This window comes from Gordonia sp. 'Campus' (assembly GCF_022206305.1).
Lineage (GTDB): Bacteria > Actinomycetota > Actinomycetes > Mycobacteriales > Mycobacteriaceae > Gordonia.
On record NZ_JAKOIW010000004.1, the window covers coordinates 61,696 to 87,840 of the forward strand.

25 protein-coding genes and 2 tRNA genes are annotated in these 26,145 nt (G+C 67.1%); 9 read left to right on the forward strand and 18 right to left on the reverse strand.

Features of this window, described 5'->3' with window-relative positions; translation table 11 throughout:
* The first annotated feature begins 65 nt into the window (after positions 1-65).
* The 4 genes from MAY35_RS05690 to MAY35_RS05705 all read left to right on the forward strand — a co-directional run bounded on the left by MAY35_RS05690 (position 66) and on the right by MAY35_RS05705 (position 4,161).
* Positions 66-974 carry an ACP S-malonyltransferase gene (locus MAY35_RS05690; RefSeq protein ID WP_238419887.1) on the forward strand — a complete coding sequence of 303 codons (909 nt, stop codon included), beginning with the start codon at positions 66-68 and terminating at the stop codon, positions 972-974.
* A gap of 130 nt (positions 975-1,104) precedes the next feature.
* Positions 1,105-1,407 carry a meromycolate extension acyl carrier protein AcpM gene (gene acpM / locus MAY35_RS05695; RefSeq protein ID WP_004022984.1) on the forward strand — a complete coding sequence of 101 codons (303 nt, stop codon included), beginning with the start codon at positions 1,105-1,107 and terminating at the stop codon, positions 1,405-1,407.
* The gene (locus MAY35_RS05700) at positions 1,407-2,675 is read left to right on the forward strand and encodes a KasA/KasB family beta-ketoacyl-ACP synthase (protein ID WP_238419889.1); all 1,269 of its coding nucleotides are present in this window, start codon (positions 1,407-1,409) and stop codon (positions 2,673-2,675) included. The genes acpM and MAY35_RS05700 overlap by 1 nt, the downstream gene beginning before the upstream one ends.
* Positions 2,676-2,709: 34 nt before the next feature.
* Complete coding sequence (locus tag MAY35_RS05705) at positions 2,710-4,161, forward strand: acyl-CoA carboxylase subunit beta (protein WP_238419890.1); 1,452 nt, start codon at positions 2,710-2,712, stop codon at positions 4,159-4,161.
* A 190-nt stretch (positions 4,162-4,351) separates the two neighbouring features.
* Here MAY35_RS05705 and MAY35_RS05710 read toward each other — a convergent pair whose 3' ends face one another.
* From MAY35_RS05710 to MAY35_RS05725, 4 genes are all read right to left on the reverse strand, one after another.
* Positions 4,352-4,870 carry a DUF3145 domain-containing protein gene (locus MAY35_RS05710; protein ID WP_010841193.1) on the reverse strand — a complete coding sequence of 173 codons (519 nt, stop codon included), beginning with the start codon at positions 4,868-4,870 and terminating at the stop codon, positions 4,352-4,354.
* 128 nt (positions 4,871-4,998) lie between these two features.
* The gene (locus MAY35_RS05715; protein ID WP_238419891.1) at positions 4,999-5,817 is read right to left on the reverse strand and encodes a serine hydrolase; all 819 of its coding nucleotides are present in this window, start codon (positions 5,815-5,817) and stop codon (positions 4,999-5,001) included.
* A gap of 23 nt (positions 5,818-5,840) precedes the next feature.
* The gene (locus MAY35_RS05720) at positions 5,841-6,971 is read right to left on the reverse strand and encodes an NDMA-dependent alcohol dehydrogenase (protein ID WP_238419892.1); all 1,131 of its coding nucleotides are present in this window, start codon (positions 6,969-6,971) and stop codon (positions 5,841-5,843) included.
* Positions 6,972-7,170: 199 nt separating this feature from the next.
* Complete coding sequence (locus MAY35_RS05725) at positions 7,171-8,172, reverse strand: oxygenase MpaB family protein (protein WP_238419893.1); 1,002 nt, start codon at positions 8,170-8,172, stop codon at positions 7,171-7,173.
* A gap of 186 nt (positions 8,173-8,358) precedes the next feature.
* On the opposite strand from MAY35_RS05725, the gene MAY35_RS05730 reads away from it, so the two are divergent.
* Positions 8,359-9,027, forward strand: coding sequence for a TetR/AcrR family transcriptional regulator (locus MAY35_RS05730; protein ID WP_238419894.1), 669 nt, complete (start codon positions 8,359-8,361; stop codon positions 9,025-9,027).
* A 116-nt stretch (positions 9,028-9,143) separates the two neighbouring features.
* Here the strand turns inward: MAY35_RS05730 and fadD5 are convergent, their stop codons facing one another.
* The gene (gene fadD5, locus MAY35_RS05735) at positions 9,144-10,751 is read right to left on the reverse strand and encodes a fatty-acid--CoA ligase FadD5 (protein WP_238419895.1); all 1,608 of its coding nucleotides are present in this window, start codon (positions 10,749-10,751) and stop codon (positions 9,144-9,146) included.
* Positions 10,752-10,833: 82 nt separating this feature from the next.
* Positions 10,834-11,640, reverse strand: coding sequence for an enoyl-CoA hydratase-related protein (locus tag MAY35_RS05740; protein WP_238419897.1), 807 nt, complete (start codon positions 11,638-11,640; stop codon positions 10,834-10,836).
* 201 nt (positions 11,641-11,841) lie between these two features.
* Here MAY35_RS05740 and MAY35_RS05745 point away from each other — a divergent pair, with 201 nt between their 5' ends.
* Positions 11,842-13,041: a TetR/AcrR family transcriptional regulator gene (locus tag MAY35_RS05745; RefSeq protein WP_238419898.1), complete on the forward strand. Its 1,200-nt coding sequence runs from the start codon at positions 11,842-11,844 to the stop codon at positions 13,039-13,041.
* Positions 13,042-13,101: 60 nt separating this feature from the next.
* Here MAY35_RS05745 and MAY35_RS05750 read toward each other — a convergent pair whose 3' ends face one another.
* The 5 genes from MAY35_RS05750 to MAY35_RS05770 form a co-directional block, all read right to left on the reverse strand.
* Positions 13,102-14,058: a YbjP/YqhG family protein gene (locus tag MAY35_RS05750; protein ID WP_238419899.1), complete on the reverse strand. Its 957-nt coding sequence runs from the start codon at positions 14,056-14,058 to the stop codon at positions 13,102-13,104.
* An 82-nt stretch (positions 14,059-14,140) separates the two neighbouring features.
* Complete coding sequence (locus MAY35_RS05755; RefSeq protein WP_238419900.1) at positions 14,141-14,566, reverse strand: pyridoxamine 5'-phosphate oxidase family protein; 426 nt, start codon at positions 14,564-14,566, stop codon at positions 14,141-14,143.
* 42 nt (positions 14,567-14,608) lie between these two features.
* Positions 14,609-15,361, reverse strand: coding sequence for an isocitrate lyase/phosphoenolpyruvate mutase family protein (locus MAY35_RS05760; RefSeq protein ID WP_238419901.1), 753 nt, complete (start codon positions 15,359-15,361; stop codon positions 14,609-14,611).
* Between the two features lie 69 nt (positions 15,362-15,430).
* Positions 15,431-16,078, reverse strand: coding sequence for a dihydrofolate reductase family protein (locus MAY35_RS05765; protein ID WP_238419902.1), 648 nt, complete (start codon positions 16,076-16,078; stop codon positions 15,431-15,433).
* Between the two features lie 101 nt (positions 16,079-16,179).
* Complete coding sequence (locus tag MAY35_RS05770; RefSeq protein WP_238419903.1) at positions 16,180-17,040, reverse strand: SDR family oxidoreductase; 861 nt, start codon at positions 17,038-17,040, stop codon at positions 16,180-16,182.
* 106 nt (positions 17,041-17,146) lie between these two features.
* On the opposite strand from MAY35_RS05770, the gene MAY35_RS05775 reads away from it, so the two are divergent.
* A complete protein-coding gene (locus tag MAY35_RS05775; RefSeq protein ID WP_238419905.1) occupies positions 17,147-17,539 on the forward strand; it encodes a helix-turn-helix domain-containing protein in 393 nt (130 codons plus the stop codon).
* A gap of 69 nt (positions 17,540-17,608) precedes the next feature.
* On the opposite strand, the gene MAY35_RS05780 is transcribed toward MAY35_RS05775, so the two are convergent.
* Positions 17,609-17,681 (reverse strand) — tRNA-Asn (locus tag MAY35_RS05780).
* 223 nt (positions 17,682-17,904) lie between these two features.
* Between MAY35_RS05780 and MAY35_RS05785 the strand changes: the two genes are divergently transcribed.
* A tRNA-Ile gene (locus tag MAY35_RS05785) sits at positions 17,905-17,978 on the forward strand.
* A gap of 97 nt (positions 17,979-18,075) precedes the next feature.
* Here MAY35_RS05785 and MAY35_RS05790 read toward each other — a convergent pair.
* The 6 genes from MAY35_RS05790 to MAY35_RS05815 all read right to left on the reverse strand — a co-directional run bounded on the left by MAY35_RS05790 (position 18,076) and on the right by MAY35_RS05815 (position 24,378).
* Complete coding sequence (locus tag MAY35_RS05790; RefSeq protein WP_238419907.1) at positions 18,076-18,315, reverse strand: three-helix bundle dimerization domain-containing protein; 240 nt, start codon at positions 18,313-18,315, stop codon at positions 18,076-18,078.
* Positions 18,316-18,410: 95 nt separating this feature from the next.
* On the reverse strand, positions 18,411-18,971 hold the full coding sequence (locus MAY35_RS05795) for a dihydrofolate reductase family protein (protein ID WP_308192439.1): 561 nt from the start codon (positions 18,969-18,971) through the stop codon (positions 18,411-18,413).
* A 75-nt stretch (positions 18,972-19,046) separates the two neighbouring features.
* Positions 19,047-20,969 (reverse strand): DNA primase, encoded by a 1,923-nt coding sequence (gene dnaG, locus MAY35_RS05800; protein WP_238419908.1) that lies wholly within the window; start codon positions 20,967-20,969, stop codon positions 19,047-19,049.
* A gap of 65 nt (positions 20,970-21,034) precedes the next feature.
* A complete protein-coding gene (locus tag MAY35_RS05805; RefSeq protein WP_238420163.1) occupies positions 21,035-22,300 on the reverse strand; it encodes a deoxyguanosinetriphosphate triphosphohydrolase in 1,266 nt (421 codons plus the stop codon).
* 43 nt (positions 22,301-22,343) lie between these two features.
* Positions 22,344-22,859, reverse strand: a complete 516-nt coding sequence (locus MAY35_RS05810) for a cold-shock protein (protein ID WP_238419909.1) — start codon at positions 22,857-22,859, stop codon at positions 22,344-22,346.
* A 133-nt stretch (positions 22,860-22,992) separates the two neighbouring features.
* Complete coding sequence (locus MAY35_RS05815) at positions 22,993-24,378, reverse strand: glycine--tRNA ligase (protein WP_238419910.1); 1,386 nt, start codon at positions 24,376-24,378, stop codon at positions 22,993-22,995.
* A gap of 202 nt (positions 24,379-24,580) precedes the next feature.
* Between MAY35_RS05815 and MAY35_RS05820 the strand changes: the two genes are divergently transcribed.
* Complete coding sequence (locus MAY35_RS05820; RefSeq protein WP_374237923.1) at positions 24,581-26,122, forward strand: M28 family peptidase; 1,542 nt, start codon at positions 24,581-24,583, stop codon at positions 26,120-26,122.
* Positions 26,123-26,145: the final 23 nt, after the last annotated feature.

A 26,145-nucleotide genomic window follows, 5' to 3' on the forward strand; every position in this document is an offset into this window, starting at 1 on the left:
GCCGGCAACAAGGTTCATGCTTCTCCACACCCACATACGGGAGGTAAAGGGTGTTCTCTGGTCACGTGCTTTCGATGCTTGCTCCCGGACAGGGCTCCCAGACACCCGGCATGCTCGTGCCATGGCTCGAACTGCCGGGCGCGCGTGACCAGATCGCCACCTGGTCCAAGCTGACCCAGTTGGACCTGGAACGCCTCGGCACCACTGCGACCGCGGAGGAGATCACCGACACCGCGGTGACCCAGCCGCTGGTCGTGGTCGCCGCGCTGCTGGCCTACGACGAGGTCCGCAAGCACGCCGAACTCCCGTACGACGCCGTCGTCGCCGGACACTCGGTCGGCGAGCTGGCCGCTGCCGCGATCACCGGGGTCATCTCTGCCGACGAGGCCGTCACGCTGGCCGCGATCCGCGGTTCGGAGATGGCCAAGGCCTGTGCCATCGAACCGACGACGATGGCCGCCGTCCTCGGTGGCGACGAGGCCGCCGTCCTCGCCCGACTCGCCGAACTCGACCTCGTCGCCGCCAACCGCAACGCGGCCGGCCAGATCGTCGCCGCCGGCGCGGTCGCACAGATCGACGAGCTCATCGCCTCGCCGCCGGAGAAGGCCCGCATCCGCAAGCTCGCGGTCGCCGGCGCATTCCACACCCACTACATGGCGCCGGCCCAGGAGGCCGTCGCCGCGGCCGCCGCGCAGATCACCCCGTCCGACCCGGCCCGCACTCTCCTGTCGAACTCCGACGGACAGCCGGTGTCCGACGGCGCCGACGCGCTGACCAAACTGGTCGGCCAGGTCACCAAGCCGGTCCGGTGGGACCTCTGCTCGGCCTACCTGCGCGACCATTCCGCCTCCGCCGTGGTGGAACTCCCCCCGGCCGGCACCCTCGTGGGCATCGCGAAGCGCGAGCTCAAGGGCACTCCCGCGCTGGCGCTCAAGGAGCCCGGCGACATCGCGAAGATCACCGAACTTGGATAGCGGTCGCGGCTGGTCCGCGGCCCCCGGAACGCCGGCCTGACGTCGGCGTGTCCAAGCGCGCGGACCATTCGGTCCGTCCTGCGCTCCGGAAACCATCAAGTCAACCAAGCCAAGGAAAGGGAACGCCACAGTGGCTGCCACCCAGGAACAACTCATTGCCGGCATCGCCGAGATCATCGAGGAAGTCACCGGCATCGAGCCGTCCGAGGTGACCCTCGAGAAGTCGTTCGTCGATGACCTCGACATCGACTCGCTGTCCATGGTCGAGATCGCGGTCCAGACCGAAGACAAGTACGGCGTGAAGATCCCGGACGAGGATCTCGCCGGCCTGCGCACCGTCGGTGACGCCGTCGCCTACATCCAGAAGCTCGAGAACGAGAACCCCGAGGCCGCCGCAGCCATCAAGGCGCAGGTCGAGGCAGACGAGGCCTGATGACCCCCTCTTCCCTCCGCGAGTACAACACGCTGGGTGGGAACTTCCCGAGTGTGGTGGTCACCTCCATGGTGGCCACCACCTCGTTGGGTGGGGATCTCGACTCGACCTGGAAGAACCTGCTGGCCGGCGAATCGGGCATCCGAGAGCTGACCGACGACTTCATCACCAAGTACAACCTGCCGGTGCGCATCGGCGGTCGGCTGCTCCAGGATCCTGCCGAGGAGGTCACGCGCGTCGAGTCCCGACGGATGGCCTACGTCGAACGCATCGCCCACGTGATGAGCAAGCGCCTCTGGGCACAGGCCGGCGAACCCGACATCGACAAGGACCGCCTGGCGGTCGTGATCGGTACCGGTCAGGGTGGCGCCGACGCGATGGTCGACGCCGTCCAGGCCATGGAGGGCACCGGCAACTACCGCAAGGTGTCCCCGCTCGCCGTCTCGATGGCGATGCCGAACGGCCCCGCGGCCGTCGCGGGACTCAACGTCGGCGCACGCGCCGGCGTCATCACCCCCGTCTCGGCCTGTTCCTCGGGTGCCGAGGCCATCGCCCACGCGTGGCGTCACATCGTCATGGGTGACGCGGACATGGTGCTCACCGGTGGCGTCGAGGGACACATCGACGCGGTGCCGATCGCGGCATTCTCGATGATGCGGGCCATGAGCACGCGCAACGACGATCCGGCCGCGGCGTCGCGTCCGTTCGACAAGGATCGCGACGGCTTCGTCTTCGGCGAGGGCTCGGCGATGCTGATCCTCGAGCGCGAAGAGCATGCACGAGCACGCGGCGCGCACATCCACGCACGCCTCCTCGGTTCCGGTATCACCTCCGACGGGTTCCACCTCGTCGCTCCGGATCCCAGCGGCCAGGGCAACGCGCGGGCGATGACCCGGGCCCTGCAGACCGCCGGTCTGCAGAAGTCCGACATCACCCACATCAACGCGCACGCGACGTCGACTCCCATCGGCGACACCGCGGAGGCGGCGGGCATCCTGTCCGCCATCGGCCAGCACGCAGCGGTGTATGCACCGAAGTCCGCCCTCGGTCACTCGATCGGCGCCGTCGGAGCACTCGAATCCGTCCTGACGATCAAGAGCATCGAGGAAGGCGTCATCCCGCCGACCCTGAATCTCGAGAACCTGGACCCCGAGTGCGACATCGACGTCGTCCACGGCGAACCCCGCTATGGACAGATCGATTACGCGATCAACAACTCGTTCGGTTTCGGCGGGCACAACGTGGCTCTCGCCTTCGGTCGCTACTGACCACCAGCCGCACCCCGACACCCAGGAGACATCGATGACGACCTTGGCTCCCGTTCCCGGCCGCGAAGAAGCTGCCGATCCCCGCGACCCGCTGTTGCGGCTCACCAACTTCTTCGACGAGGGGACGATGTCGCTGCTCCATCCGCGCGACAAGTCCGGAGTCCAGGCCGCCATCGGTCTCGTCCACGGAGTTCGGACGGTCTCGTACTGCACCGACGGAACCGTCATGGGCGGGGCCATGGGTGTCGTGGGGTGTGCCCACATCGTCAACGCCATCGACACCGCCATCACCGAGCAGGCGCCGGTCATCGGCATCTGGCATTCGGGGGGCGCTCGCCTCGCCGAGGGTGTCGAGGCGTTGCACGCGGTCGGTCAGGTCTTCGAGGCCATGGTCCGGGCCTCCGGGTACATCCCGCAGATCTCGGTGGTCGTCGGCTTCGCGGCCGGCGGGGCCGCATACGGTCCGGCCTTGACCGATGTCGTGATCATGGCTCCCGCCGGTCGCGTGTTCGTCACCGGTCCCGACGTCGTCAAGAGCGTCACCGGCGAGGAAGTCGACATGGAGTCCCTGGGCGGCCCGGCCACCCACGGCAAGAAGTCCGGCGTCTGTCACATCGTCGCCGACTCCGAACCCGACGCGCTATGGCGGGCACGGCGTCTGGTGTCGACGTTCACCCAGCAGGGACACTTCGACATCGAGCACGCGCGCGCCGGCGACACCGACCTGAAATCCCTTCTGCCGGAGTCGAACCGTCGCGCCTACGACGTCCACCCCGTCGTCGCCCGGTTGCTCGACTCCGACACCGCCGCGGACGGCGAGACCGAGATCTCGAGTTTCGAAGAGCTGCAGGCGAAGTGGGCTCCCAACATCGTGGTCGGCTTCGGACGGCTCTCCGGCCGTAGCGTCGGCGTCATCGCCAACAACCCGCTGCGCATGGGCGGTTGCCTGAACTCCGAGAGCGCGGAGAAGGCGTCGCGGTTCGTCCGTCTGTGTGATGCGTTCGGCATCCCGCTGATCGTCATCACCGACGTTCCGGGTTATCTACCGGGCGTGGGACAGGAATGGAACGGCGTCGTCCGCCGCGGTGCCAAACTCCTCCACGCCTTCGCCGAGTGCTCGGTCCCCCGCGTCACGCTGGTGACCCGCAAGATCTACGGCGGTGCCTACATCGCGATGAACTCGCGCGCCCTCGGAGCCACCGCGGTGTTTGCCTGGCCCGGTTCCGAGGTCGCTGTCATGGGAGCCAAGGCCGCGGTCGGCATCCTGCACAAGAAGGCGCTCGCCGCGGCGCCCGACGACGAGCGCGAGGCCCTGCACGATCGTCTCGCCGCAGAGCACGAGGCCATCGCCGGCGGTGTCGGACGCGCGCAGTCCATCGGCGTCGTCGACGAGATCATCGATCCCGCGCACACCCGGAGCATCATCGCCGAGGCGCTCGCGGCCGCACCCGCGCGCCGCGGACGCCACAAGAACATTCCGCTCTGACACCAGCATCGCGACGAGTGCCCCGGTCCTCCCAGGACCGGGGCACTCGTCATCTACATGCTTCTCGCCCTGCAGTGCCCGCAGCTCACCGAGGCACGTCACCGCCGCCCCCTGAGGAGCCCGGAGCTTGCGGAGCCATCCCCCGCAGCCCCCTGAGGAGCCCGGAGCTTGCGAAGGGCGTCTCGAAGGGCTATCCCACGCGCTGTTGCAACCAGGTGACCTCGGCACCGGCGCCGCCCATGCGGTACTGCTCGAGGGCGTTGTCCCATGCGGTGCCGAGGGCACCCTCGAGTTCGCCTGCGAGACCGGCACTGTCGGGTTGCGACTCGATCATCGAGCGCAGCTGGTTCTCGCCGATGATGACATCGCCGTTGGCGCTCGTGGAACCGCGCCACAGTCCGAGACCGGGGACGTAGCAGAACCGCTCGCCATCGACTCCCTCGCTCGGATTCTCGGTCACCTCGAAGCGGAGGGCCGACCACTCGCGAAGAGCCGTCACCAGACGTGCCGCAGTGCCGACCGGCCCTGCCCAGTCGACGGTGGCACGCTGCATGCCCGGCTCGGCATCCTGTGCCGACCATTTCAGGTTGGCGCGCGCATTCAGGGTCGACGACAGAGCCCACTCCACATGCGGGCACAGCGCCACCGGCGCCGAGTGGATGTACACCACTCCTGTTGTCATGTCCGCAAACTGGTTCAGATTGCGCACCTTGTTCACCTCCGTTGTCGACGAGGAACGTCTTCCCCAACACACCTCGCGACAGCGGATATCACACTCGTGAGGTCAATTGTGCCTCATGGTGTACGTGTTGCGCCAGTTTCTGATGCGATGAATATTCATTCTTGTGACGAGAGTTCACTGACGACACGATCATTGAATTCACTCCACAGCGGCTTCGCCCACGGGCCGAACGGGCGATCCGTCAGCACGACGCAGGCGGCATCGAGAGCCGGATCCACCCAGAGGAACGTCCCGGCCTGACCGAAGTGGCCGAATGTTCGGGGCGAGTTCCGCGTTCCGGTCCAGTGCGGGGACTTCTCCGACCGGATCTCGAACCCGAGCCCCCAGTCATTCGGCCGATGCTTGCCGTAGCCCGGTACGAAGCCGTCGAGACCGGGGAACTGCACCGACGTCGCGGCAGAGAACGTCTCGGGCGCCAGCAGCCGGGGGTTCATGAGCTCCCCGGCGAATGCGCTCAGATCCGCGACGGTCGACCGGGCCGCGTGCCCGGCCGAGCCCTGCAGCGTCGTCGACGACATGCCCAGCGGCGCGCACACGGCTTCCGAGAGGTATCGGTCGAACGCTATGCCGGTGGCCTCGGCGACCGCGTCTGCGGCGACCTCGAAGCCGGAACTGGAGTAGATCCGCTGCTCCCCTGCCGGCGCCTGCACCTCATGGGTGTCGTATGCGAGGCCGGAGGCGTGCGACAACAGATGGGCGAGGGTCGACCCGGGCGGACCGGCGGGGTCGTCGAGCTCGACGGCGCCTTCCTCCACCGCCACGAGAACCGCGTAGGCGGCGAGCGGCTTGGTGACCGAGGCGAGCTCGTAGACGCGAGCGGGGTCGCCGAATTGTTCGGCGACCCCGTCACGAGTGATGATCGCCGCCGACGCGTGGTCGACGGGCCATTCCGTCAGAGAATCAAGGACAGACACATCGGGTCACGATACCCGCGTGCTCACCAGTCCTCTTCGGTGTAGCGGATGACACCGCGAATGTTCTTGCCGTCCAACATGTCCTGGTAGCCCTCGTTGATCTGGTCGAGGCGGTACTGGCGGGTGATCATGTCGGCGATGTTGAGCTTGCCGATCTTGTACATCGACAGCAGCTGCGGGATGTCGAGCTTCGGGTTTGCGCCGCCGAAGATCGAGCCCTGCAGGTTCTTCTGGAGCAGGGTCAGCATCGCGAGGTTGAGGGTCACATCGCTCTCGAGCATGTTGCCCATACCGGTCAGGACGCAGGTGCCGCCCTTGGCGGTGATCCCCATCCACAGGTCGACATCCTTGCCGTGGACCTCACCGACGGTGACGATCACCTTCTGGCACATACCCCCGTGCGTGGTCTCGGCGATCGCCATGGCGGCCTCTTCGACCGACGCGAACGCTGCCGTGGCACCGAACTTCAGCGCCTGCTCACGCTTCCACTCCACCGGGTCGACGGCGAACACGTTGCGCGCACCGGAGATCACTGCGCCCTGCAGCGCAGCGGTACCGACACCACCGACGCCGACGATCGCGACGTCTTCGCCCGGGCGGACGTCACCGCTCCGGGTCGACGAGCCGTACCCGGTGGGGATGCCACAGCCGCACAGGGCGGCGACCTCGAACGGGATGTCCTTGTCGATCTTCACCGCCGACGCCTCGTGCACCACCATGTAGGGCGAGAACGTGCCGAGCAGCGTCATCGGGTAGACGTTCTCGCCGTCCGCGGTGTGGATGCGGAAGGTGTTGTCCGAGACGGCCTCGCCCTGCAGCAGCATCGCACCGAAGTCGCACAGGTTGGCCATGCCCGACTGACACGACGGACACTTGCCGCACGACGGGATGAACGACAGCACGACGTGGTCGCCGACCTCGAAGTCGGTGACTCCCTCGCCGATTTCGGCGACGACGCCCGCACCCTCGTGGCCCCCCAGGATCGGGAAGCCTGCCATCGGGATGCCACCGGTCATCAAGTGATGATCGGAGTGGCACATGCCCGCCGCTTCCATCTTGATCTTGATCTCGTGCGCCTTGGGATCGCCCAGCTCGATCTCCTCGATCGCCCACGGCTTGTTGTGCTCCCGCAGCAGCGCACCTTTTGTCTTCACGATTCCAACCTCCACGACGAGCAGCTGGCCCGGACGCCACGTCCGGACGGTAACTGGAAGACTAGTTCGTCGGGCCGCAAAATGGAACGTGTTCTAGTATCCCTGTCGATACCGAGGCGGGGATGCCGATGCCCGGGCGCCCAGCGATAGCCCCTTCCGTTTCGGGCTATCACGATGGCGAACCAGAACGCACGAAGCGTCACATCGGACAGCCGGAGCGCCCGTCGGGGACAGCGAACGTGTCGAGCGCGTACTTCCGGTGCAGTCGCACCAGCTTCTCGTATTCGAGGCGGTTGCGTGCCAGCGGCAGCAACAACACGCGATCGGGCAGCAACCGCCAGGACGTCTGCAGCATCGCGCAGACAAGCGCGAACTCGACGTCGTGTCGGCGACGCAATCGGAACCCGGTCATCTCTTGCACTCTCGGGTGCATCACCTTCGACGAACACACGACGATCAGATGCCCGACCACGGGTCGCACCGCAGGCCAGATAGGCTCCAGCACTCGGCGCGCCGACCGGGAGACGCCCAGTGTCGGCATGGGAAGCTTTGTGAGACCGTCGAATTGCTCGACCAGGAACGGGGTGGACGCGAGCCTGGTCTCGACCATGTCCTCGTAGTACGCGTCGGCCTCGGCAACCGTGGCCGGCAGCTTCCCTGCAGCCCCGGACAATTCGAGATCCGCGAAGGCCTCGCGGACGAGTTGATATGCGGCTTCCCGCTCGTCCGAAGTCATCCTGATGCCGGTGCAGGGGCGGAATGTGTTCAACGACAGCATCATTCCGCTGACAGCGATCCACTTCCAGTTCTCGGGCTGTAACGCGCTGTACCTGATGTCACTGTAAGCGCCGGCGCCTCGACCACGAACGTCCTTGTGTCGCTCCTTGAGCCACTCGGCCTCGGCCGCACGATCAGCCGGATCGCCCCACATCGCGAGCATCGCCGACAACCCGCTGCGTACACCCCGGTCGCTGAAGTTCTCCGCGAACCGGCCCGTGCGGTCGACCGCCGCCGCGACCGCGGGCAGGGCGACCTGATCGAAGGCTGCGCCACCGAACAGGCCGCCCAGCTGGCTGCCGGTGTGTCGACGGAACTCTTCGATCACCTCGGATCGCACAGTTCCGCCCCCGACGCCCACCGGCCCCGCATCCGCCGCGCGCGCACCCGCTGCAGCCGGACGTGTTGTCGCCACTGAAGTCATCAGATCCCCGATTCGATAGATGAGTGAGCTCAGTCTATCAAAACCCTTACTGCCACGTGCTGGTCAGAGATTCTCCTCGGTGCGGAGATCCGCGCGATCCGAGAGGCGTCCGTCGCTCGTCGGCAAGTCCGCCGGCGGGACTCGTGTTAGCGTGACCGACATCGTTCTCCGCCACGACAACCCAGGATGCGAGCGCTTGTGATCGACTATTCGCAGCCGCTCGCCGCCTCCTCGGTCGAGCTCGACCAACTGGATCCGAAGTCGCGCCAGATCATCGAAGCCGCTCGCCAGTGCTTCGCCGACCTGGGCTTCGAGGAGACCACGATGGTGCAGATCGCCGAGGGTGCGGGAGTCGGCGTGGCAACCGTCTATCGCAGGTTCGGAACCAAGGCCGCCATCGTGCGCTACGCGCTCATGGCCGAGGGGCTTCGGGTCTCCACCATCCTGCTCGACGCCATGGAGCGATCGTCCGGTCCGGTGAGCGGGCTCGCCGAGATGTTCGCGGCATTCGTCGAGGAGGCATCGCGCCCCCATCTCCTGACCCGCAGTCTGCGCCACTCGTCGGCGGCCGGTGAGATGGTCGACTTCATGTCGGACGACACCTTCCTGTCCCGCGGTCGCGCGATGGTCGCTCACTACATCAAGTACTGGCAGGACCGTGGCGAGCTAGGTGATTTCGACGCCGAGGTGGTGGCCGAGATCTTTGTGCGCCTGGAGATGTCGTTCATCACCAACCCGCGCGGGGTCATACCGCTGCGGGACGGCGACTCCGCCCGCGCTTTCGCCCACCAGTTCCTCTCTCCCCTGCTCTTCCCGCATCTGCGGCCCAGAACCACGCCGGCCGACGGCCGGTGACCTTGCCGCGCGGGTGTCATCGCCGGCTCCACGCCTGAGTGTCGTGGGAACACAACGTAATCCGCCCCCTGCGAATGCCCGGAGGGCACCCGCAGGGGGCGGTGGGGAGCTCGGCCTCAGTTGGCCAGGCCGGCATCCTTGCTGCCGTAGCTCTGGCGCAGCGTCGGCTTGACGACCTTGCCGCCGGCATTACGCGGCAGTTCGTCGACGATGACGAGGTCCTTCGGGTGCTTGAAGCGCGCGAGGTTCTCGTTGAGGTACGGCTCGAGGTCGGCCAGGGTCAGGTCCTCGACACCTTCGGCGAGAACGACGACCGCGACGGGCACCTCGCCCCATTTCTCGTGCGCGCGACCGATGATCGCCGCCTCGGTGATGCTCGGATGCCCGAACAGTGCGTTCTCCACCTCCGCGCAGTAGATGTTCTCGCCGCCGGAGATGATCATGTCCTTGGCGCGGTCGACGACGTAGAGGAAACCCTCGTCGTCTGCGCGGACGAGGTCGCCGGAATGGAACCAGCCGCCCGCGAACGCATCCGCGGTCCCCTGCTCGTTCTGCCAGTAACCCTTCATCATGTTGGGGCCGCGGTAGACGATCTCGCCGACCTCGCCCTGTGCCACGTCGTTCATCTCGGGGTCGACGATCCGCGCGGTCACCGCCGGCACCACCTTGCCGATCGAGCCGATCTTGCGCAGCGCGTCTTTGCCCTCGAGCACACAGGTGATCGGCGACATCTCGCTCTGACCGAACACCGCGACGTTCAGCGCGTTCGGGAAGGTCTCGTTCATCGCGTTCAGCACTGTGTCCGACGCCGGCGCCGCACCCCAGCTGATCACCCGGAGCTTGAGGTCGCGCGGTTTGGCCTGCTGCGCTGCGCAGACGGCCTGCCACTGGGCGGGCACCAGGAAGATCGAGGTGGTGCCTTCCTTCTCGATGGTGTCCAGCATGTCGTCGGGATCAAACGCGCCGAGCGGATGGATCACCGAGAGCGCACCCATGTAGAACAGTGGCGCCATCGCGCCGAGACCCGCGATGTGGAACATCGGTGCGACACACGAGCCGATGTCGTCGGATCGGGTCTGCAGAGCCTGCAGGCAGGTGACGGCCTGAGCCTGCATGTTCGTGTGGGTGAGCATGGCGCCCTTGGGCTTTCCGGTGGTGCCCGAGGTGTACATGATCAGCGCGACGGTCTCCTCGGGGACGTCGATCTCGTCGAGATCCGACGAATCCTCGGCGACCAGTGCCTCGTAGTCGAGGTGCGCGTCCTTGTCAGAGCCACCCACCACGATGGTGTGCTCGATGGCGTCGCCGGTGGCGGCCGCGGCGGCATCGGCCAGCGGGGCGAGCATGGTCTCGGTCACGATGACCTTCGCACCGCTGTCGTTCACCAGGAAGGCGACCTCGGCCGGACTCATCCGGATGTTCACCGGTACCGGGATCGCGCCGATCAGGTTGGCGCCCAACACGGCTTCGACGTATTCCGAGCGGTTGAGCAAGACGAGGAGGACACGGTCGCCGAACTGCACGCCGCGTCGGCTCAACGCCGCCGCGAAGGCGCGGCTGCGTTCGTCGAGTTCTTTCCAGGTGGTCACAGAGCCCAGGAACTTCAGCGCGGGCTTGTCCGGGGTCATGAAGGCGTGGCGGCGGACCTGGTTGTTCCAGTGATTGCGGCGCGAGCGCAAGGGCTCGGTGGCCAGATCGTTGAAGGTGTCGACGGTCGCGGTCATACGATCGGTCTCCTCGTTGTCTTTCTGGTGGCGATGGAGTCGGGAACGCTTGTGATGCAGCGAATCCGGTGGGGAAGGGAATTCACTTGGAGGCGCCGGCGAATGCGGTGATCGCCGCCTGGAACTCCGGGGACTGGAGCAACTCGGTCTGGCCGTCGAGTTCTCGCTCGATCGCGGCCTCGAAGCCGGACATGGTGTGCGCGTCGAGCGCCGACTTGGTGAGCCGAAGGGCTGCAGCGCTTTTCCCGGCGAGCTTGCTCGCGACCTGGTGGATGGTTTCGTCGAGCGCTGCCCGATCATCGACGACGCCATTGACGAGTCCGGCCGCCAGCGCTTCGTCGGCACGCAACTTCTCACCGAGCAGCGCCAGTTCGTTGGCCCGTACACGTCCGACCGCCGTTGCGAACGACATCGACGCGGCTCCATCAGGCATCAGCCCGATGTTGACGAAGGCGAGGAGGAAGTACGACCGAGACGTCGTGTAGATGAGGTCGGCGCCGAGCGCCAGCGACGCCCCGATTCCGGCGGCCGCACCATCGACGGAGGCGATGACCGGGACGGGCACCGACCGCACGGCGCGCACGAGATCGGAACCCCCGGAGATGATCTGCCGTGCCTGCTCGCGGGTGAAGCCGGACGCACCACCCGCGGTCGACTGCTCGGCGAAACCCCGTACGTCGGCACCCGCGCTGAAACTCCCGCCTGCGCCGTCGATCACGACCACCCGGACATCGTCTCGGCTCGACCATTCCGCCAGGGTCTCCTCGATGGCGGTGTGGGCGTGACCGTCGAGGGCATTCATCCGTTCGGGCCGCGAAATCGTCAAACGCCCGATGCCGCGCTCGTCCACCGATGTCACGACTCCGCCGCGCGTGGTCTCTTCGGTCACTGGTCTCCCCACTCCGACTCCGGCTCGACTGACACAGCGCGTCTCAGCTGTGCCATCGCCCTAGATTACTACCACAGTGCGACGCAGATCACGAGAATTCTCGTTAACTTATCCGGTCACCCAATGCCCTCTTGCTGGGCTTTTCGCGAGCACGTCGAAAACTTGTCTCGAGAACGATGTCTCCGGCTAGGCTCTGTCGTCATGACCGCGCACCCGCAGATGTCGCAGACCGGTACGCCGCGTCGGCGCCCTGCCGATCGCCGGCGACTGATCATCGACGCGGCGGCGGTGGCGTTCAGTGACGGCGGATATCACGCGGTCCGCCTCGACGACATCGCCGACGCCGTCGGGATCTCGACGCCGGCCCTGTACCGGCACTTCCCCAACAAGTACGCACTGTTCGCCGAGACCACGGCGGAGCTCGCCATCGGCCTGCGCAGTGCGCTCGACACCGTCCCCGACGGGGGGCCAGACGAGCTGCACGCACTGGTCGACGCCATCACGACGACCTCATTCGACAATCGGCGTCGCGGTGGTCTGTACCGCTGGGAGTCGAGATACCTCGAACCTCGCGATGCCGCGCTGGTCCGAGACGTCGTGGTCCATCAACACCGGCGCATCCGCGCGGCGGCTCGCCGAGTCCGACCGTCCCTCGACGACGCCGACGCCAATCTCCTCGCCGCGGCCATGATCAGCGTGGCGGCGAGCCCCACGACGCACCGCGCGGCGTTGCCCGCCCGAGACGCCACGTCGCTGATGAGCGAGGCGGCGCTGGGATTGCTCGACATCGACCTGCCGGACCAGCCCGAGAGCCCCCAGCTCACCGCCGGCGGCCTCGCTCCGGCCGCCAAGCGCGAGGTCATCCTGACCGAGGCCATCATTCTGTTTGCCGCTCGCGGGTTTCGGGACGTCACCATCGAGGACATCGCGCACGCTGCGGACCTACCCGCCTCGGGTGTGTACCGTCACTTCCCCAGCAAGGTCGCGATCTTGGAGGCGTCGTTCTGGCGTGCCAGCGATCTGGTCGCGACGGTGATCTCCGATGCACTGAAGGCGTCGGCGACCCCCCGGGAGGCGCTCCTCACCATGCTTGCGCAGTACGTGCGTTTGTCATGTACCGCAACCGATCTGATCACCATCTACGCGACCGAGATCGGTCACACCACGCCCGAGGCGCGCGGCGCGCTGCGCAACCGGCAACGCATCGTCGTCGACGAGTTCGCCACGTGGGTCACGCGCGACCGCACCGACGTGACGTTGCCGCGAGCGCGATTCCTGGTCCACGCTGCGCTGAACGTGGTCGCCGATCTGTCCCGGCAATCCCCGCAGCCGTCGCCCGCGCGGATCGAGGCGTTGGCGTCGCGACTGTTGCTGGGTCCGGTGGTGTCGGAAACCCGCTGAGCGGTGTGCAGGCAACCGCCGATACCGCGGGTGGCGGTGGACGGTTTTGAACGCGTGGGATCAGAGCACCGCGAAGTCGTCCATCAGCCATCGGCCGTCCTGCTTCACCAGAGTGACTCTCACGCGTGACTGGTAGGGAAATCCGTCAGGAAACTGCTGGGCGGTCTGCGGGGACTTCAACGTCTGGTCGAGCGTGACCAGCACGACGGCCTTGCCATCGGCGAGGGACATGATCCCCGCGTGGTCGGCCTTGGCCGAGGACACCGATTCCGCGGCCGTCGAACCACGTCGGGCGTCCTGGGACGACTCGATGTACGTCTGGGTGAACGCGGGCGTGGATATCTCCCGGATGCGCCGATCCAGGTCGGAGTAGTCCGCGGAGTTGTAGGTCGAGATCTCGGCCGCGTACTTGCGCGCGGTGTCGAGGATCGAGCCTGTACCCGAGCTGCTGGTGGCCGTGTCTGCCCGATGATCGGCATCGACATAGGCCACCGCGAGGGCGGCCGTCGACACCGCCAGCACGATGACGAGCGCCACCAACACCAGAACCGGCCACGAGAACTTCCCGATAGCGGAAACGCGGCCTCGCCATGCCGAGCGCCGAGGGCCGCTCACCCCGCCCGCCAGCTTGCGCGGCGTCCGGTCGGCGTTCATCTCGTCGGGCCGGCTCGCGGCGTCGTGCCCGGCGTCGGTGTGGGTCTCGGTCTCGGTCTCGGCGGTGCCGTTGCCCCGCTTCTTGCGCGCCGCCTTGGCGGCCTTCTCCTGCGCCTCGGCCCGGTATCTGTCCCGGTTGCTCCGATTCGCTTGCAGGAACACCTCCCCGTCAAGGGGGGTCACGCCAGTGTTCGACGGCGATCCGACAGCCGCGTCGCCTGAGTCCCGGTCGTCGTCGTCGGAGACCTGGTCGTCGGAGACCTGGTCGAGGGGGGTCCGGTCTTCCGACGGTGCCTGGGGTTCTCGACCGGGTTGGGTCACCTCGGTGTCCGGACGATCGGAAGTGGGGCCTGGCTTCGACATGCGTTCAATGTAGCGAGACGTTCAGGACTGCTTCGTCTCGCTGCCGGATCCCGGGCCCCGAGATCGGGGACCGCGTCCGCGACTACAGACTGCCGAGGTCGAGGGACACCCACTGCTGCGGATCGAGGTAGACCTTGGTCTGCGGGCCGTGCTCTTTCTCGGCCATCTCGACGTACGGCTCGACCGCCTGCGGAGGCAGGTAGCGGGAGGCCATCTCCTGCAGGTCGCTCCGGGTGCCCGCGACCATGTCGACAGCGTCGCCCGAGACGGCCACGTACATCAGCCGCGGTGTCACCTCGTCGACCATGAGCGTGAAGCGCCCGGCCGCCCGGATCAGCTGCAGCTTGCGCGACTCGGTGCCGGTGAGCAGCCACGGCCGACCGCCGGGGCTGTACTGATACCAGATCGGGACCGTGAGCGGGGCACGGCCGGGTTCGGCCTCCACGGACAGCGCCGCGACGTGCGGCTCGGCCAAGAACGCTTCTCGTGCGGATGTGCTGAGTGCCATGGTCCGACCGTAGACCCGCGCACCGACAACCCGGCCTGGTTTCTACTTCCAGGGGGCGAGGACCTCGCTTGCGCGCTCGGCCAAAACCATCTGGAACAGCGGGCCGAAACTCACACGGGCCACGCCGAGTTCGGCCAGCGACGCCTTGTCGTTCTCGGTCGGGTGCCCGATGGCGTTGACCGGGAGCGGCAGTTCGTCGGTCAGTCGCTTCTGCACGGCGTCGTCGTGGAAACCGACCGGGTACAGGACGTCGGCGCCGGCCTCGGCGGCCAGCTTCATCCGGGCGATGGCGCGATCGACGCGGTCGGATTCGTCCCCGACCTGCTTCACGAACAGATCGGTGCGGGCATTGATGACGACGTGCACGTCGGTGGCGTCCGACGCGGTCCGCAACGCACCGACGAAGTCCGCATGCTCCTGGGCTTCACGAAGGCGGCCGCCTTCGCTGTGGACGGTGTCCTCGATGTTCAGGCCCACCGCTCCCGCGGCGATGAGACCGTCGATCAGGGTCTTGGGGTCTTCGCCGTAGCCGGATTCGATGTCGACGGAGATCGGGACGTCGACGGCCTGGGTGATCTGCCGGATACGGGTGGTCAGTTCGTCGAACGTGATGCCCTCGTTGTCGGGCTTCCCGATGGAGTCCGACACCGGGTGGCTGCCGACGGTGAGCGCGGTGAACCCGGCCGAGACCGCGAGGTTCGCCGACCACGCGTCCCACACCGTCGGGAGGATCACCGGGTTGCCGGGCTGATGCAGTTCGAGCAGAGTGCGGGCCTTGCTGGAGAGTTCCGTCATGGTCCCTACAACTACCCCGCTTCGCCGCCGCATTCCACCGATCCCACATCGCGGGAGAACGCGGACCTCCTACTTTCGCCAGAGCAGGTGGTGGGTCACCCCCGACGGGCTGGGGATCGCCTCATGGTGGAAGCGGTCGTCGAGCTCGTCGGGCGAATCCCACAGACGCAGCCCGGTTCCGATCGTGACGGGCGCGACCGCGATGTGCATGGCGTCGATCAGACCGGCGTCGAGGAATTCGCGGACCGTGCTGACGCCGCCTCCGATCCGCACGTCCTTGCCCCCGGCCGCCGCCTTGGCCTGTTCGGCGGCTTCCGCCGGAGTCGCGTCGATGAAGTGAAATGTGGTGTCACCCAGGGTGAACGACGGACGGACGTGATGAGTCAGTACGAACACGGGCGTGTGGAACGGCGGCTCGTCGCCCCACCAGCCCTGCCACTCGAGGTCGGTCCAGGGCCCACGCTGATGACCGAACTTGTTGCGTCCCATGATCTCTGCACCGATGTTGTGCGTGAAGTCGCGGGTGAAGTAGTCGTCGAGGCCACGGGTGCCACCCGGATCGGTCCGATTGGGCCAACTCGCGGTGGCACCCGCCCACGACATCAACGCCCAGGGCTCGACACCATCCCCGAAGGGACGCTCGAAGCACTGATTGAGACCGGCGCCGACCCCGTCCTGCGAGATCGAGAAGTTCTGGACCCTGAGTAGCTGAGGCATGGTTTCGAGTTTCCTGTCGTCGAGCCGCGTCGTCTGCACGGGCAATCTATGCGGACAGACTCCGTGGCGCAGCAGAACTCATCGGCCCCGTCGCATCATCGTCAGCCGAGTGCACGCGTGACGATGTCGGCAACCGGCGTCGACGACCGACCGATGAGGGCCTGGAGATCGCCGGACGTGGTGTCGAGTTCGCCTCGACTGATGCCCGCGTCCGAGCTGGCCAGCATCTCCGCGACAGGCGCGGGCAGGCCCGCGCCGCTCAACACCGCGGCGTACTCGGCTTCGGGGAGGTCGCGGTACGTGACGTCCCTGCCTGAGGCGTCGGCGATGAGCTTCGCCAACTCGGTGTACGTGAGGCGCTCGTCTCCGCCCAGTTCATAGACCTTGCCACCCTGGTCGGTCTCGGAGGTGAGGACCGCCGCGGCGGCGGCCGCATAGTCGGCGCGTGCGGCGCCTGCGAGCCTGCCGTCACCTGCTGCACCGAACAATTGACCGGACTCTGCCGCCTGCGGGATGGCAGCGAGGTAGTTCTCCCAGTACCACCCGTTGCGCAGGATCGCCGTGGGGATGGCCGATGCGGTCAGACGCTCTTCGGTCGCGACATGCTCGGGAGCGAGGCTGAGACCGCTGGTGTCCGCATGGAGGAGGCTGGTGTAGGCGATGAACCCGACACCGGCGGCTTCCGCGGCCTCGATGACATTGGTGTGCTGCGCGACGCGCCGACCCATGTCGGCGCCGGACACGAGAAGCATCTTGTCCACTCCGTCGAGGGCGCCGCGCAGGGCGTCAGGATCGTCGTAGTCGGCGACCCGCACCGAAACACCCTGCGATGCAAGGTCTGCCGCCTTCGCCTCGTCACGGACGATCGCCACGAGGTCACTCGCGGCGACGCCGCGGGCCAGCAACTCCTCGATCACCAGTCCGCCGAGCTGTCCGGTCGCACCTGTCACTGCTGTGGTCATCTGATTCCTCTTTCTTCGGGTTGGATGATCACAGTATGCACTAACTTTTCGTAAGTGCAATACGGATAGTTAGCAGGATCTCAGTCTGTCGGCTACCGTTGAGAGTGTGACCGAGATCAGCGACCAGTCCCTCGAGGCGGACGTCTTCGCCCGGGACTGCTCGTCCCGGACCACATTGCAGACCGTCACCGGTCGCTGGGGCAGCCTGGTCCTGATCGCGTTGGGCGAGAGCAACTATCGGTTCAGCGCGTTGCGCCGCCGCGTCGACGGCGTGAGTGAGCGGATGCTGTCGCAGACACTCCAGAACCTCGAACGCGACGGCATGATCGTGCGCACGGTCCTCGAAGCGATCCCGCCGAAGGTCGAGTACCACCTCACCCCGCTGGGCCGGCAGGTCGCCGATCAGCTGAGCGGACTCATCGAACTCGTGCAGGACAACATGCCGGATGTGCGCGCCGCCCAGGCCGACTACGACGAGCGGCAGAGCAGGCGGGACTGATGTCCGGCCCACTTCATGGTCGAGACAAAAACGCCCGCCACCAGCTTTCGCTGGTGACGGGCTGTTCTGCTCCCCCAACTGGACTCGAACCAGTAACCGTTCGATTAACAGTCGAATGCTCTGCCAATTGAGCTATGGGGGATTGCTCCGGTCCTGTTCGGCACCCTCAGGAGCTTCACCAGAACCGAGGTCAGACTCTAGCGCATGGTCGTGGCGGAGGACAAAACGCGCGGTCAGGGCCACCTCAGGTTCGACGGTCGGCCGGCCCCGACGTGAGCGGAGCTGCCCCGGTGACCACGTGCGCATGTGGCCGCTCCACAGTCTTGCCGGTGCGGTAATCTCCACCCCGCAGGTTCGTTCTGCGCGGGGAGTTAGCTCAGTCGGTTAGAGCCGCGGACTCATAATCCGTAGGTCGCGGGTTCGAGCCCCGCACTCCCCACCGAACAACATACGGCCGTGCCTCGCCGCCGCTCTCACGGTGGACGGGGCACGGCCGCATCACAATTCGGGTGTCGGGATTGTCGGTGGCCCGGGAGTCACTCCCCCAGGTTCGGCGGCACTTCTCCGGAGTCGGCCATCACCGACGATCCGGTGAGCGTCTCATTGGCCCGGCGCTCCACGAGCAGCGGCACGAAGTCACGGACTTCGGTGCCGTCGAAATGCCGGTAAGCGGCTTCGACGGCCTCGGCGACCTCCTCGGGTCTTCTGTTCGTGTACATACCGATCAGACGGTGCTGTACCTCGGTGATCTGCCGGCGCTCGTCATTCGCGTCCACAGTCCCACGTTAGGCATCCGACGGAGGGGCCGCATCCGACAACCCGGATCGTCGCCGACTGTTCAGCTGGTGTTCGCCGGACACCCCTCGGCGGCTCAGCGCTCGACTCGACACCAGAACTCTCTCTCGCCGGGAATGCGTGTCAGCCGTACCTCGGCGCCGGCGCGCTCGAAGATCCGTGTGCCATCGCCGAGGAACAGCGGCACGAAGAAGATGAGCACCTCGTCGAGGAGTCCCTCGTCGATCATCTGCCGCGCGACGTCGGCGCCGATGACCGTCACGTAGGCGTCCCCCGCGAGCTCGGCAGCCAGCTCGACGGCCGCGTGCAGATCGGACACGAACGTCACCCCGTCGACGTCCTCGGCGGGCGGCGCATGCGTCAGAACCACAGCGGGACCCTCGTATTCACCACCGAAGGCACCTTCGCGGTCGGTGCCCCGGTTCGGGTCGTCGCCGACGAAACTCCGCTTCCCGACCAGCAGCGCGCCCGTATTCGACATCAAGCGCGCCGCGGCATCGTCTCCGCTGCTCGCGTCGCTCCCCCCGCTGTCGGTGTCGCCGGGACCGTCGAAGAATCGGGACAGCCAGGACATGTCCCCGCCGGGCCCGGCGATGAAGCCGTCGAGCGATGCCGTCGCCGAATAGATGGTTGCCACTGTCTGCTCCGTTCTCGGGGATACAGGGTCAGACTCCCCGGACTCCGGAAACTCATCGCGACGGTGTGAACCCGGTCAGCCGGCGTCGACGATGGGGTCGACGGCCTGTTCCAGCAGACTGCGTCGATAGGCTTCGAGCGCGACGAGGTCGCCGAAGACGGCGTTGTAACCGTCCGGATCGTCGCTGGGTGCCATGCGGCGCAGCCGCGACTTGATGTCGGCGATCTGCGAACCCACCCACACCTCCTGCAGCCTGGCCAGCACGCTGGAGATGTATCGCGGGATGTTGTCCTCGTCGACGGGCATCGACTCCACCGCGAGTTCGGTGACCAGCGGATCGATCACCGGATCGTCGACGGCGTTGCGCACCGCGTCGACCCAGGCGGCGCCGCCCATCCCCGACGACGTCCCGCCCAGGCCGGTCATCGCCTGCCGCACGATCGCGTATGCGGGTTCGTTGAAACACTCCACGGGCAGCGAGTCGAAGACCGTTCCGGCGATGGCCGGATACTGCAGCGCGGCCTTGAGCGCCTCACGCTGCGGCCACAGGCGGGGGTCGTTGGGCTGCGGCCGGGCCGATGTCGGCGCGGTCTCCGCCTCGGGCCGGTTACGTGCGCCGCGCCCGTTCGAGCGGCCGCCCGTTCCGGACACCCCCTGCGCCTTGCGGATTCGAGCGCCCTCCTCCCGGACGCGTCCCAGTACCTGACCGACTTCCTCCCAGCCGACCCACCCGGCGAGCTGGCGTGCGTACTCGTCGCGCAGCGCGATGTCCTTGATCCGGGCGACCACCGGCACGGTGTCGCGCAACGCATGGACGCGACCCTCGGCGGTGTCGAGATCGTGTTCGGCGAGAAGCGCCTTGATCGCGAACTCGAACATGGGGACCCGCCGGGCGATCAGGTCCCGGACGGCCGCGTCACCCTTGTCCTGGCGGAGCTCGCACGGGTCCATGCCGTCGGGGGCGATCGCCACGAAGGTCTGACCCGAGATGCTCTGTTCCCCCTCGAATGCCTTGAGAGCCGCCGCTTTACCGGCATCGTCACCGTCGAAGGTGTAGATGACCTCACCGCGGAAGTACGAATCGTCCATCATCAGACGCCGGATGAGCGCCAGATGGTCCTCACCGAAAGCCGTTCCACACGACGCGACCGCGGTGGTGACGCCCGCCAGGTGCATGGCCATGACGTCGGTGTACCCCTCGACGACCACCACCTGATGACCCTTCGCGATGCTCTTCTTCGCGTGGTCCAGACCGAACAGGACCTGAGACTTCTTGTACAGCATGGTCTCCGGCGTGTTCATGTACTTGCCGAGGTTGTCGTCGTCGAAGAGTTTGCGGGCACCGAAGCCGATGATGTCGCCGCCCAGGTTGCGGATCGGCCACAGCAAGCGGCGATGGAAGCGGTCGATGGGACCCTTGCGACCCATCTTCGACAATCCGGCCGCCTCGAGTTCACTGAACTCGAACCCCTGCGAGAGCAGGGCCTTGGTCATCGTGTCCCAGCCGGCCGGCGCGTAACCGCAACCGAATTGGACGGCGGCGACCGCGTCGAAGTTGCGTTCCTTCAAGTAGTCGCGAGCGGGCTGCGCCTCCGGGCTCTGCAACGCGGCGGCGTAGAACTTGGCAGCGGCGGCGTTCGCCGCCACCAGACGCGCTCGCGTGCCGCGGTCCCGCTTGATCGCGGTGCCACCGCCCTCGTAGTTGATCCGGTAACCGATCCGGTCCGCGAGTTGTTCGACCGCCTCCACGAAACTGACGTGTTCCTGCTTCTGCAGGAAGCTGTAGACGTCGCCGCCCTCGCCGCAACCGAAGCAGTGGAAGTGGCCGTGATTGGGTCGGACGTGGAACGACGGGGACTTCTCGTCGTGGAACGGGCACAGGCCCTTGAGGCTGTCGGCACCGGCTCGACGCAGGGCGACGTAATCGCCGACGATGTCCTCGATCCTCGTCTGCTCACGGATCGCCGTGATGTCGCGATCGGGAATTCGGCCTGCCACGCGACCAGTGTAGTGACGTCGGCGCAGCCGCCCGACCGGGTGCTTCGGCGCCGGGCGACAGGCCCTTACCCGAGGTGCGCCTGGGCCCCCGAGTTGTTCTTGTCCGTGCGCTCCAGCCGACCTTCGGTCATCGACGCGATCTGGTCGACGACCACGCGCATGCGGGCGGCGTCGTCGGATGCGGCGTTCCAGAAGGGCACGAAGACGGGATCCAGTCCGCCCGGTGCCGCCTCGAGGAACCAGTCGGCCACCCGGTGGATTCGCTCGCGCTGCCGGCGCTGGGTGGCCTTGTGCCGCTCGTTGGAGAAGATGAACCGAAGCGCCATGGTCTTGAGCATCGACACCTCGGCCGCGATGAGCGGTGGCACCTCGAGGTCCGCGTCGTAGCGGGACACCGGCCGGTCCCCGACCGCCGCACGGGTGCCGGTGATGGCCGCCGACGCGAATCGTCCGATGAACTCGCTGGTCAACCGCTTGAGAGCGACGTAGGAATCGAGTGTGCCGTCGAAGACGCCGACCGACCGCACGATGTCCATGCGGTGGAGGCGTTGCGCGGCATCGACGAGCGCCTCCGGATCGAGTCCGGGGAACTCCTTGGCGCCGATGTCGGCGAGCCCGCGCTGGTCCTGCGGATCACCGAGACTGCGCAGGTCGATGCGGCCGCCGATGACGCCGTCCTCGAGGTCGTGGACGGAGTACGCGACGTCGTCGGACCAGTCCATGATCTGCGACTCGATGCACTGCCGGGTGCCGGGCGCGTCGCGACGCACCCACGCCAGCATGTCCGCATCGTCGTCGTACGCACCGAACTTCCCGCCCGGTGCGCGCCGCGTCCACGGATACTTCAGCGTCGCGTCCAGGGACGCCCGCGTCAGGTTGAGACCGACACTGTTCCCGTCTGCGTCGAGCAGCTTCGGCTCCAACCGCGTGAGAATGCGCAGATTCTGGGCGTTGCCCTCGAATCCCCCGTGGTCCGCAGCGACCTCGTCCAGAGCCCGTTCGCCGTTGTGCCCGTAGGGCGGGTGGCCGATGTCGTGGGCGAGACCGGCGAGCTCGACGAGGTCGGGTTCGGCGCCGAGACCGATCGCGATCCCCCGTCCGATCTGCCCGACCTCGAGCGAGTGGGTCAGCCGCGTTCGCGGGGTGTCACCCTCGCGCGGGCCGACGACCTGGGTCTTGTCCGCGAGCCGACGCAGGGCGGCCGAATGCAGGACACGCGCTCGATCACGCGCGAAGTCGCTGCGGTGATCGGTCCGGGTGCCGGGCAGACTTGCCACCTTGGCACCCTCGGGCACGAAACGTTCGACCGCTTCGGCACCGTAGGAGGCCATGGCCGGGAGGACGTGACCCACGGTCTCCGGATCGTGGTGGGTGCTAGTCAAGCACCCAGCCCCGGGCGACGGCGAAGTCGGTGACCCGCTGGCGGATCGCGATGATCTGACGGGCGGTGAGATCGTCGTCCGCGTCGAGGAGCAATTCGGTCAGCTCCTCGGTGAAGGCCGCGGAGTCGAGTGATCCACCGCCGCGAGGGCGACGGCCACCGCGGTCGTCCGAACGCCCACCGCGATCACCACGGTCTCCGCGATCACCACGGTCTCCACGATCGCCGCGGTCCCCGCGATCGCGACCGTGGTGGTCGTCGCGACGGTGTCCGCGCGCTCCCGCGGCGTCGTCGGCGGGCGCAGCCTCGGTCACCGCGACGTTGACGGCCTTGGACCCGCGGTCGGTCTCCTCGACGTCGAACGACACCTTGGCACCGGGTTTCAACGAGTTCTCGTCGATGTCGATGTCGTTGATGTGCAGGAACACATCGGCACCGCCCGATTCCGGTGCCAGGAACCCGAATCCCCGATTTGCGTCGTAGTGAACGACTTTCCCGCTGACAGACACGACTCCACTCACTTCCTCGTCGCGGGCGCGACGGACCCCATGCCCTGCTCCACGCGACAACTCGCCATCAATTGTGACAGACAAGCGCAGGTCAGGCTCAATCGTGACGGACGGGGCTCCTGTCGTTCTCCGCTCAGGCGCCGAGCAGCTTGCCGCCGAGGTACTCGGCGACCTTGTCGAGGGCGACGCGCTCCTGGCTCATGGTGTCGCGCTCGCGGACGGTGACCGCCTGGTCGTCGAGGGTGTCGAAGTCCACCGTCACGCAGAACGGCGTGCCGATCTCGTCCTGGCGGCGGTACCGCTTGCCGATGCCCTGCGCGTCGTCGAACTCGACGTTCCAGTGCTTGCGCAGTTCGGCGGCGAGGTCGCGGGCCTTGGGCGACAGCTTCTCATTCCGCGACAACGGCAACACCGCGGCCTTGATCGGGGCGAGACGACGATCGAGGCGCAGCACGGTACGGGTGTCGGTGCCGCCCTTGGCATTCGGCACCTCTTCCTCGGTGTAGGCATCGCACAGGAAGGCCATCAACGACCGGGTCAGACCGGCCGCCGGCTCGATCACGAACGGGGTGTACCGCTCACCGGACGCCTGATCGAAGAACGACAGGTCCTCACCCGAGTGCTTGCTGTGGGTGGACAGGTCGTAGTCGGTGCGGTTGGCCACACCCTCGAGCTCGCCCCAGGGATTGCCGGTGAACCCGAACTTGTACTCCACGTCGACGGTCCGCTTGGAGTAGTGCGACAGCTTCTCCTTGGGGTGGTCGTAGAGCCGCAGGTTCTCCGGGTCGATACCGAGGTTCACGTACCAGTCGAAGCGCTGGTCGATCCAGTACTGGTGCCATTCCTCGTCCTCGCCGGGCTTGACGAAGAACTCCATCTCCATCTGCTCGAACTCGCGGGTCCGGAAGATGAAGTTGCCGGGGGTGATCTCGTTGCGGAAGCTCTTGCCGATCTGGGCGATACCGAACGGCGGCTTCTTCCGAGCGGTGGTCATCACGTTCTTGAAGTTCACGAAGATGCCCTGCGCGGTCTCCGGACGGAGGTAGTGCAGGCCCTCTTCGTCGTCGACGGGGCCGAGGTAGGTCTTCATCAGGCCGCTGAAGGCCTTGGGCTCGGTCCAGTTGCCGGGCTGCCCGGTCTCCGGATCGTTGATGTCGGCGAGACCGTTCTCCGGCGGGCGACCGTGCTTGGCCTCGTACGCCTCGATGAGGTGGTCGGCGCGATACCGCTTGTGGGTGTGCAGCGACTCGACCAGGGGGTCGGTGAAGACCTCGACGTGACCGGAGGCCTCCCACACCTGGCGGGGCAGGATCACCGACGAGTCGAGGCCGACGACGTCCTCGCGGCTGATGACCATGGTGCGCCACCACTGGCGCTTGATGTTCTCCTTGAGCTCGACACCGAGTGGTCCGTAGTCCCACGCCGACTTGGTACCGCCGTAGATCTCACCGCACTGGTAGACCAGACCCCGGCGCTTGGCGAGGTTGACGACGGATTCCACATTGGACTGGGCGGCCACGGTTAACTGCTCTCCACGGGTTCGGTGTTCGGGCGGGACGGTTCTGCTCACGTGCGACGTGCTCGGCGAAAACGACGAGCGATCGCACGGCAACCCTTACAGGGTACCGAGCARGTGTCCCGTTCCACGAAAGCACTGCGGTCACCCGCGTCGGGCCGGCAACCGGTGGGCGTGGACGGTCCGGAACTGCCACAGTGACAGGGTGACCGTTCGACTACGACGAGCCCCGCTCGGCACGGTTCTGTCCCGACGACGACCCCGCGTCGTTGCGTTGCTGGCCTCGTCCACGCTGGCGCTGGGTGTGCTCGCCGGGTGCGCGCCCGACAGTTCGGACGAGCCGGAGCGTCCGTCGTCGGCTCCGGTGTCCACACCGGTCCCCGGACCTCCCGTCGGCGAGGTCACCCCCGGCGCTCTCGCGGACGCCGTCACGATCCAGAACGTGATGGGCCACGTCCGGGCGTTCCAGCAGATCGCCGACAACAACGGCGGTGACCGGGCCGCCGGAACCCCCGGCTTCGACGCGTCCGTGGACTACACGGCGGGACTGCTGCGAACGGCCGGTTTCGAGGTGACGACCCCGACGGTGGAGTACGAGCGCTTCGACGCCGGCCCGGTGACCCTGACCGCCGATGGCTACAAGGTGGCGACGACGGTCCTCGAGTACTCCGCGGGCACGGGCGACGACCCGCTGACCGCGCGGCCCGTCGGGGTGGGCGGTCTCGGTTGCGCCGCCGCGGATTTCCCTGCGACGGTTCGTGGTGCCGTCGCGGTGATCGTCCGCGGAACCTGCACCTTCGGGGACAAGGCTCGCAATGCCCAGGCCGCGGGAGCAGTCGGCGTCATCATGGTCAACAACGAACCCGGTCAGCTGAGCGGCGCGACCCTCGGGACCGACGAGCGCCCGACCATCCCCGTCGTGGGCGCGCCGTCGGAGGACGCCGATCGCCTGCGCTCGGCGGAGTCGGTCACCCTGGCCGTCGAAGCCCGGACCACACCGATCACCACCCGTAACCTGATCGCCGAGACCCGGACCGGCACCGTGGACGACGTGGTCATGGCCGGTGCGCACCTCGACAGCGTCGACGAAGGCCCCGGGATCAACGACAACGCGAGCGGCAGTGCCGCGGTGTTGGAGACCGCGCTACGGCTCGGATCCTCACCACGGGTCCCGCATCGGGTGCGGTTCGCGTTCTGGGGCGCCGAGGAGGACGGACTCATCGGGTCCACCGACTACATCCAGACCCTCGACGACGCCGGACGGGCGGCGATCGCCCTCTACCTGAACTTCGACATGCTCGCCTCACCCAACGGCGGATACCTCACCTACGACGGCGACGACTCCGAGCGGGACGGCGCCCCCGCAGGGCCTGGCGGCTCCGACGGCATCGAGCGCACCTTCGCGAAGTTCTATGCCGACCGGGGTATCGCCCTCGCGCCCAGCGACTTCGACGGACGCTCCGACTACGGGCCGTTCATCGCCGCCGGCATCCCCGCCGGCGGGGTCTTCACCGGAGCCGACGAGAAGAAGACCGAGGAGCAGGCGCGGCTGTGGGGTGGCACCGCGGGCGAGGCGTTCGACCCCGACTACCACACCGCGCGAGACACCATCGACAACATCGACACCGAACTCCTCGCCGTGAACGCGGCAGCGGTCGCACACGCGGTCGCGACGTACGCGCTGTCGACCGGTGGCCGCGACGGGGTACCTCCGGTCGACCAGCGCCGCCGGACCGAGGGCGGCTGACCAGGGATGACACCCGGGACCTG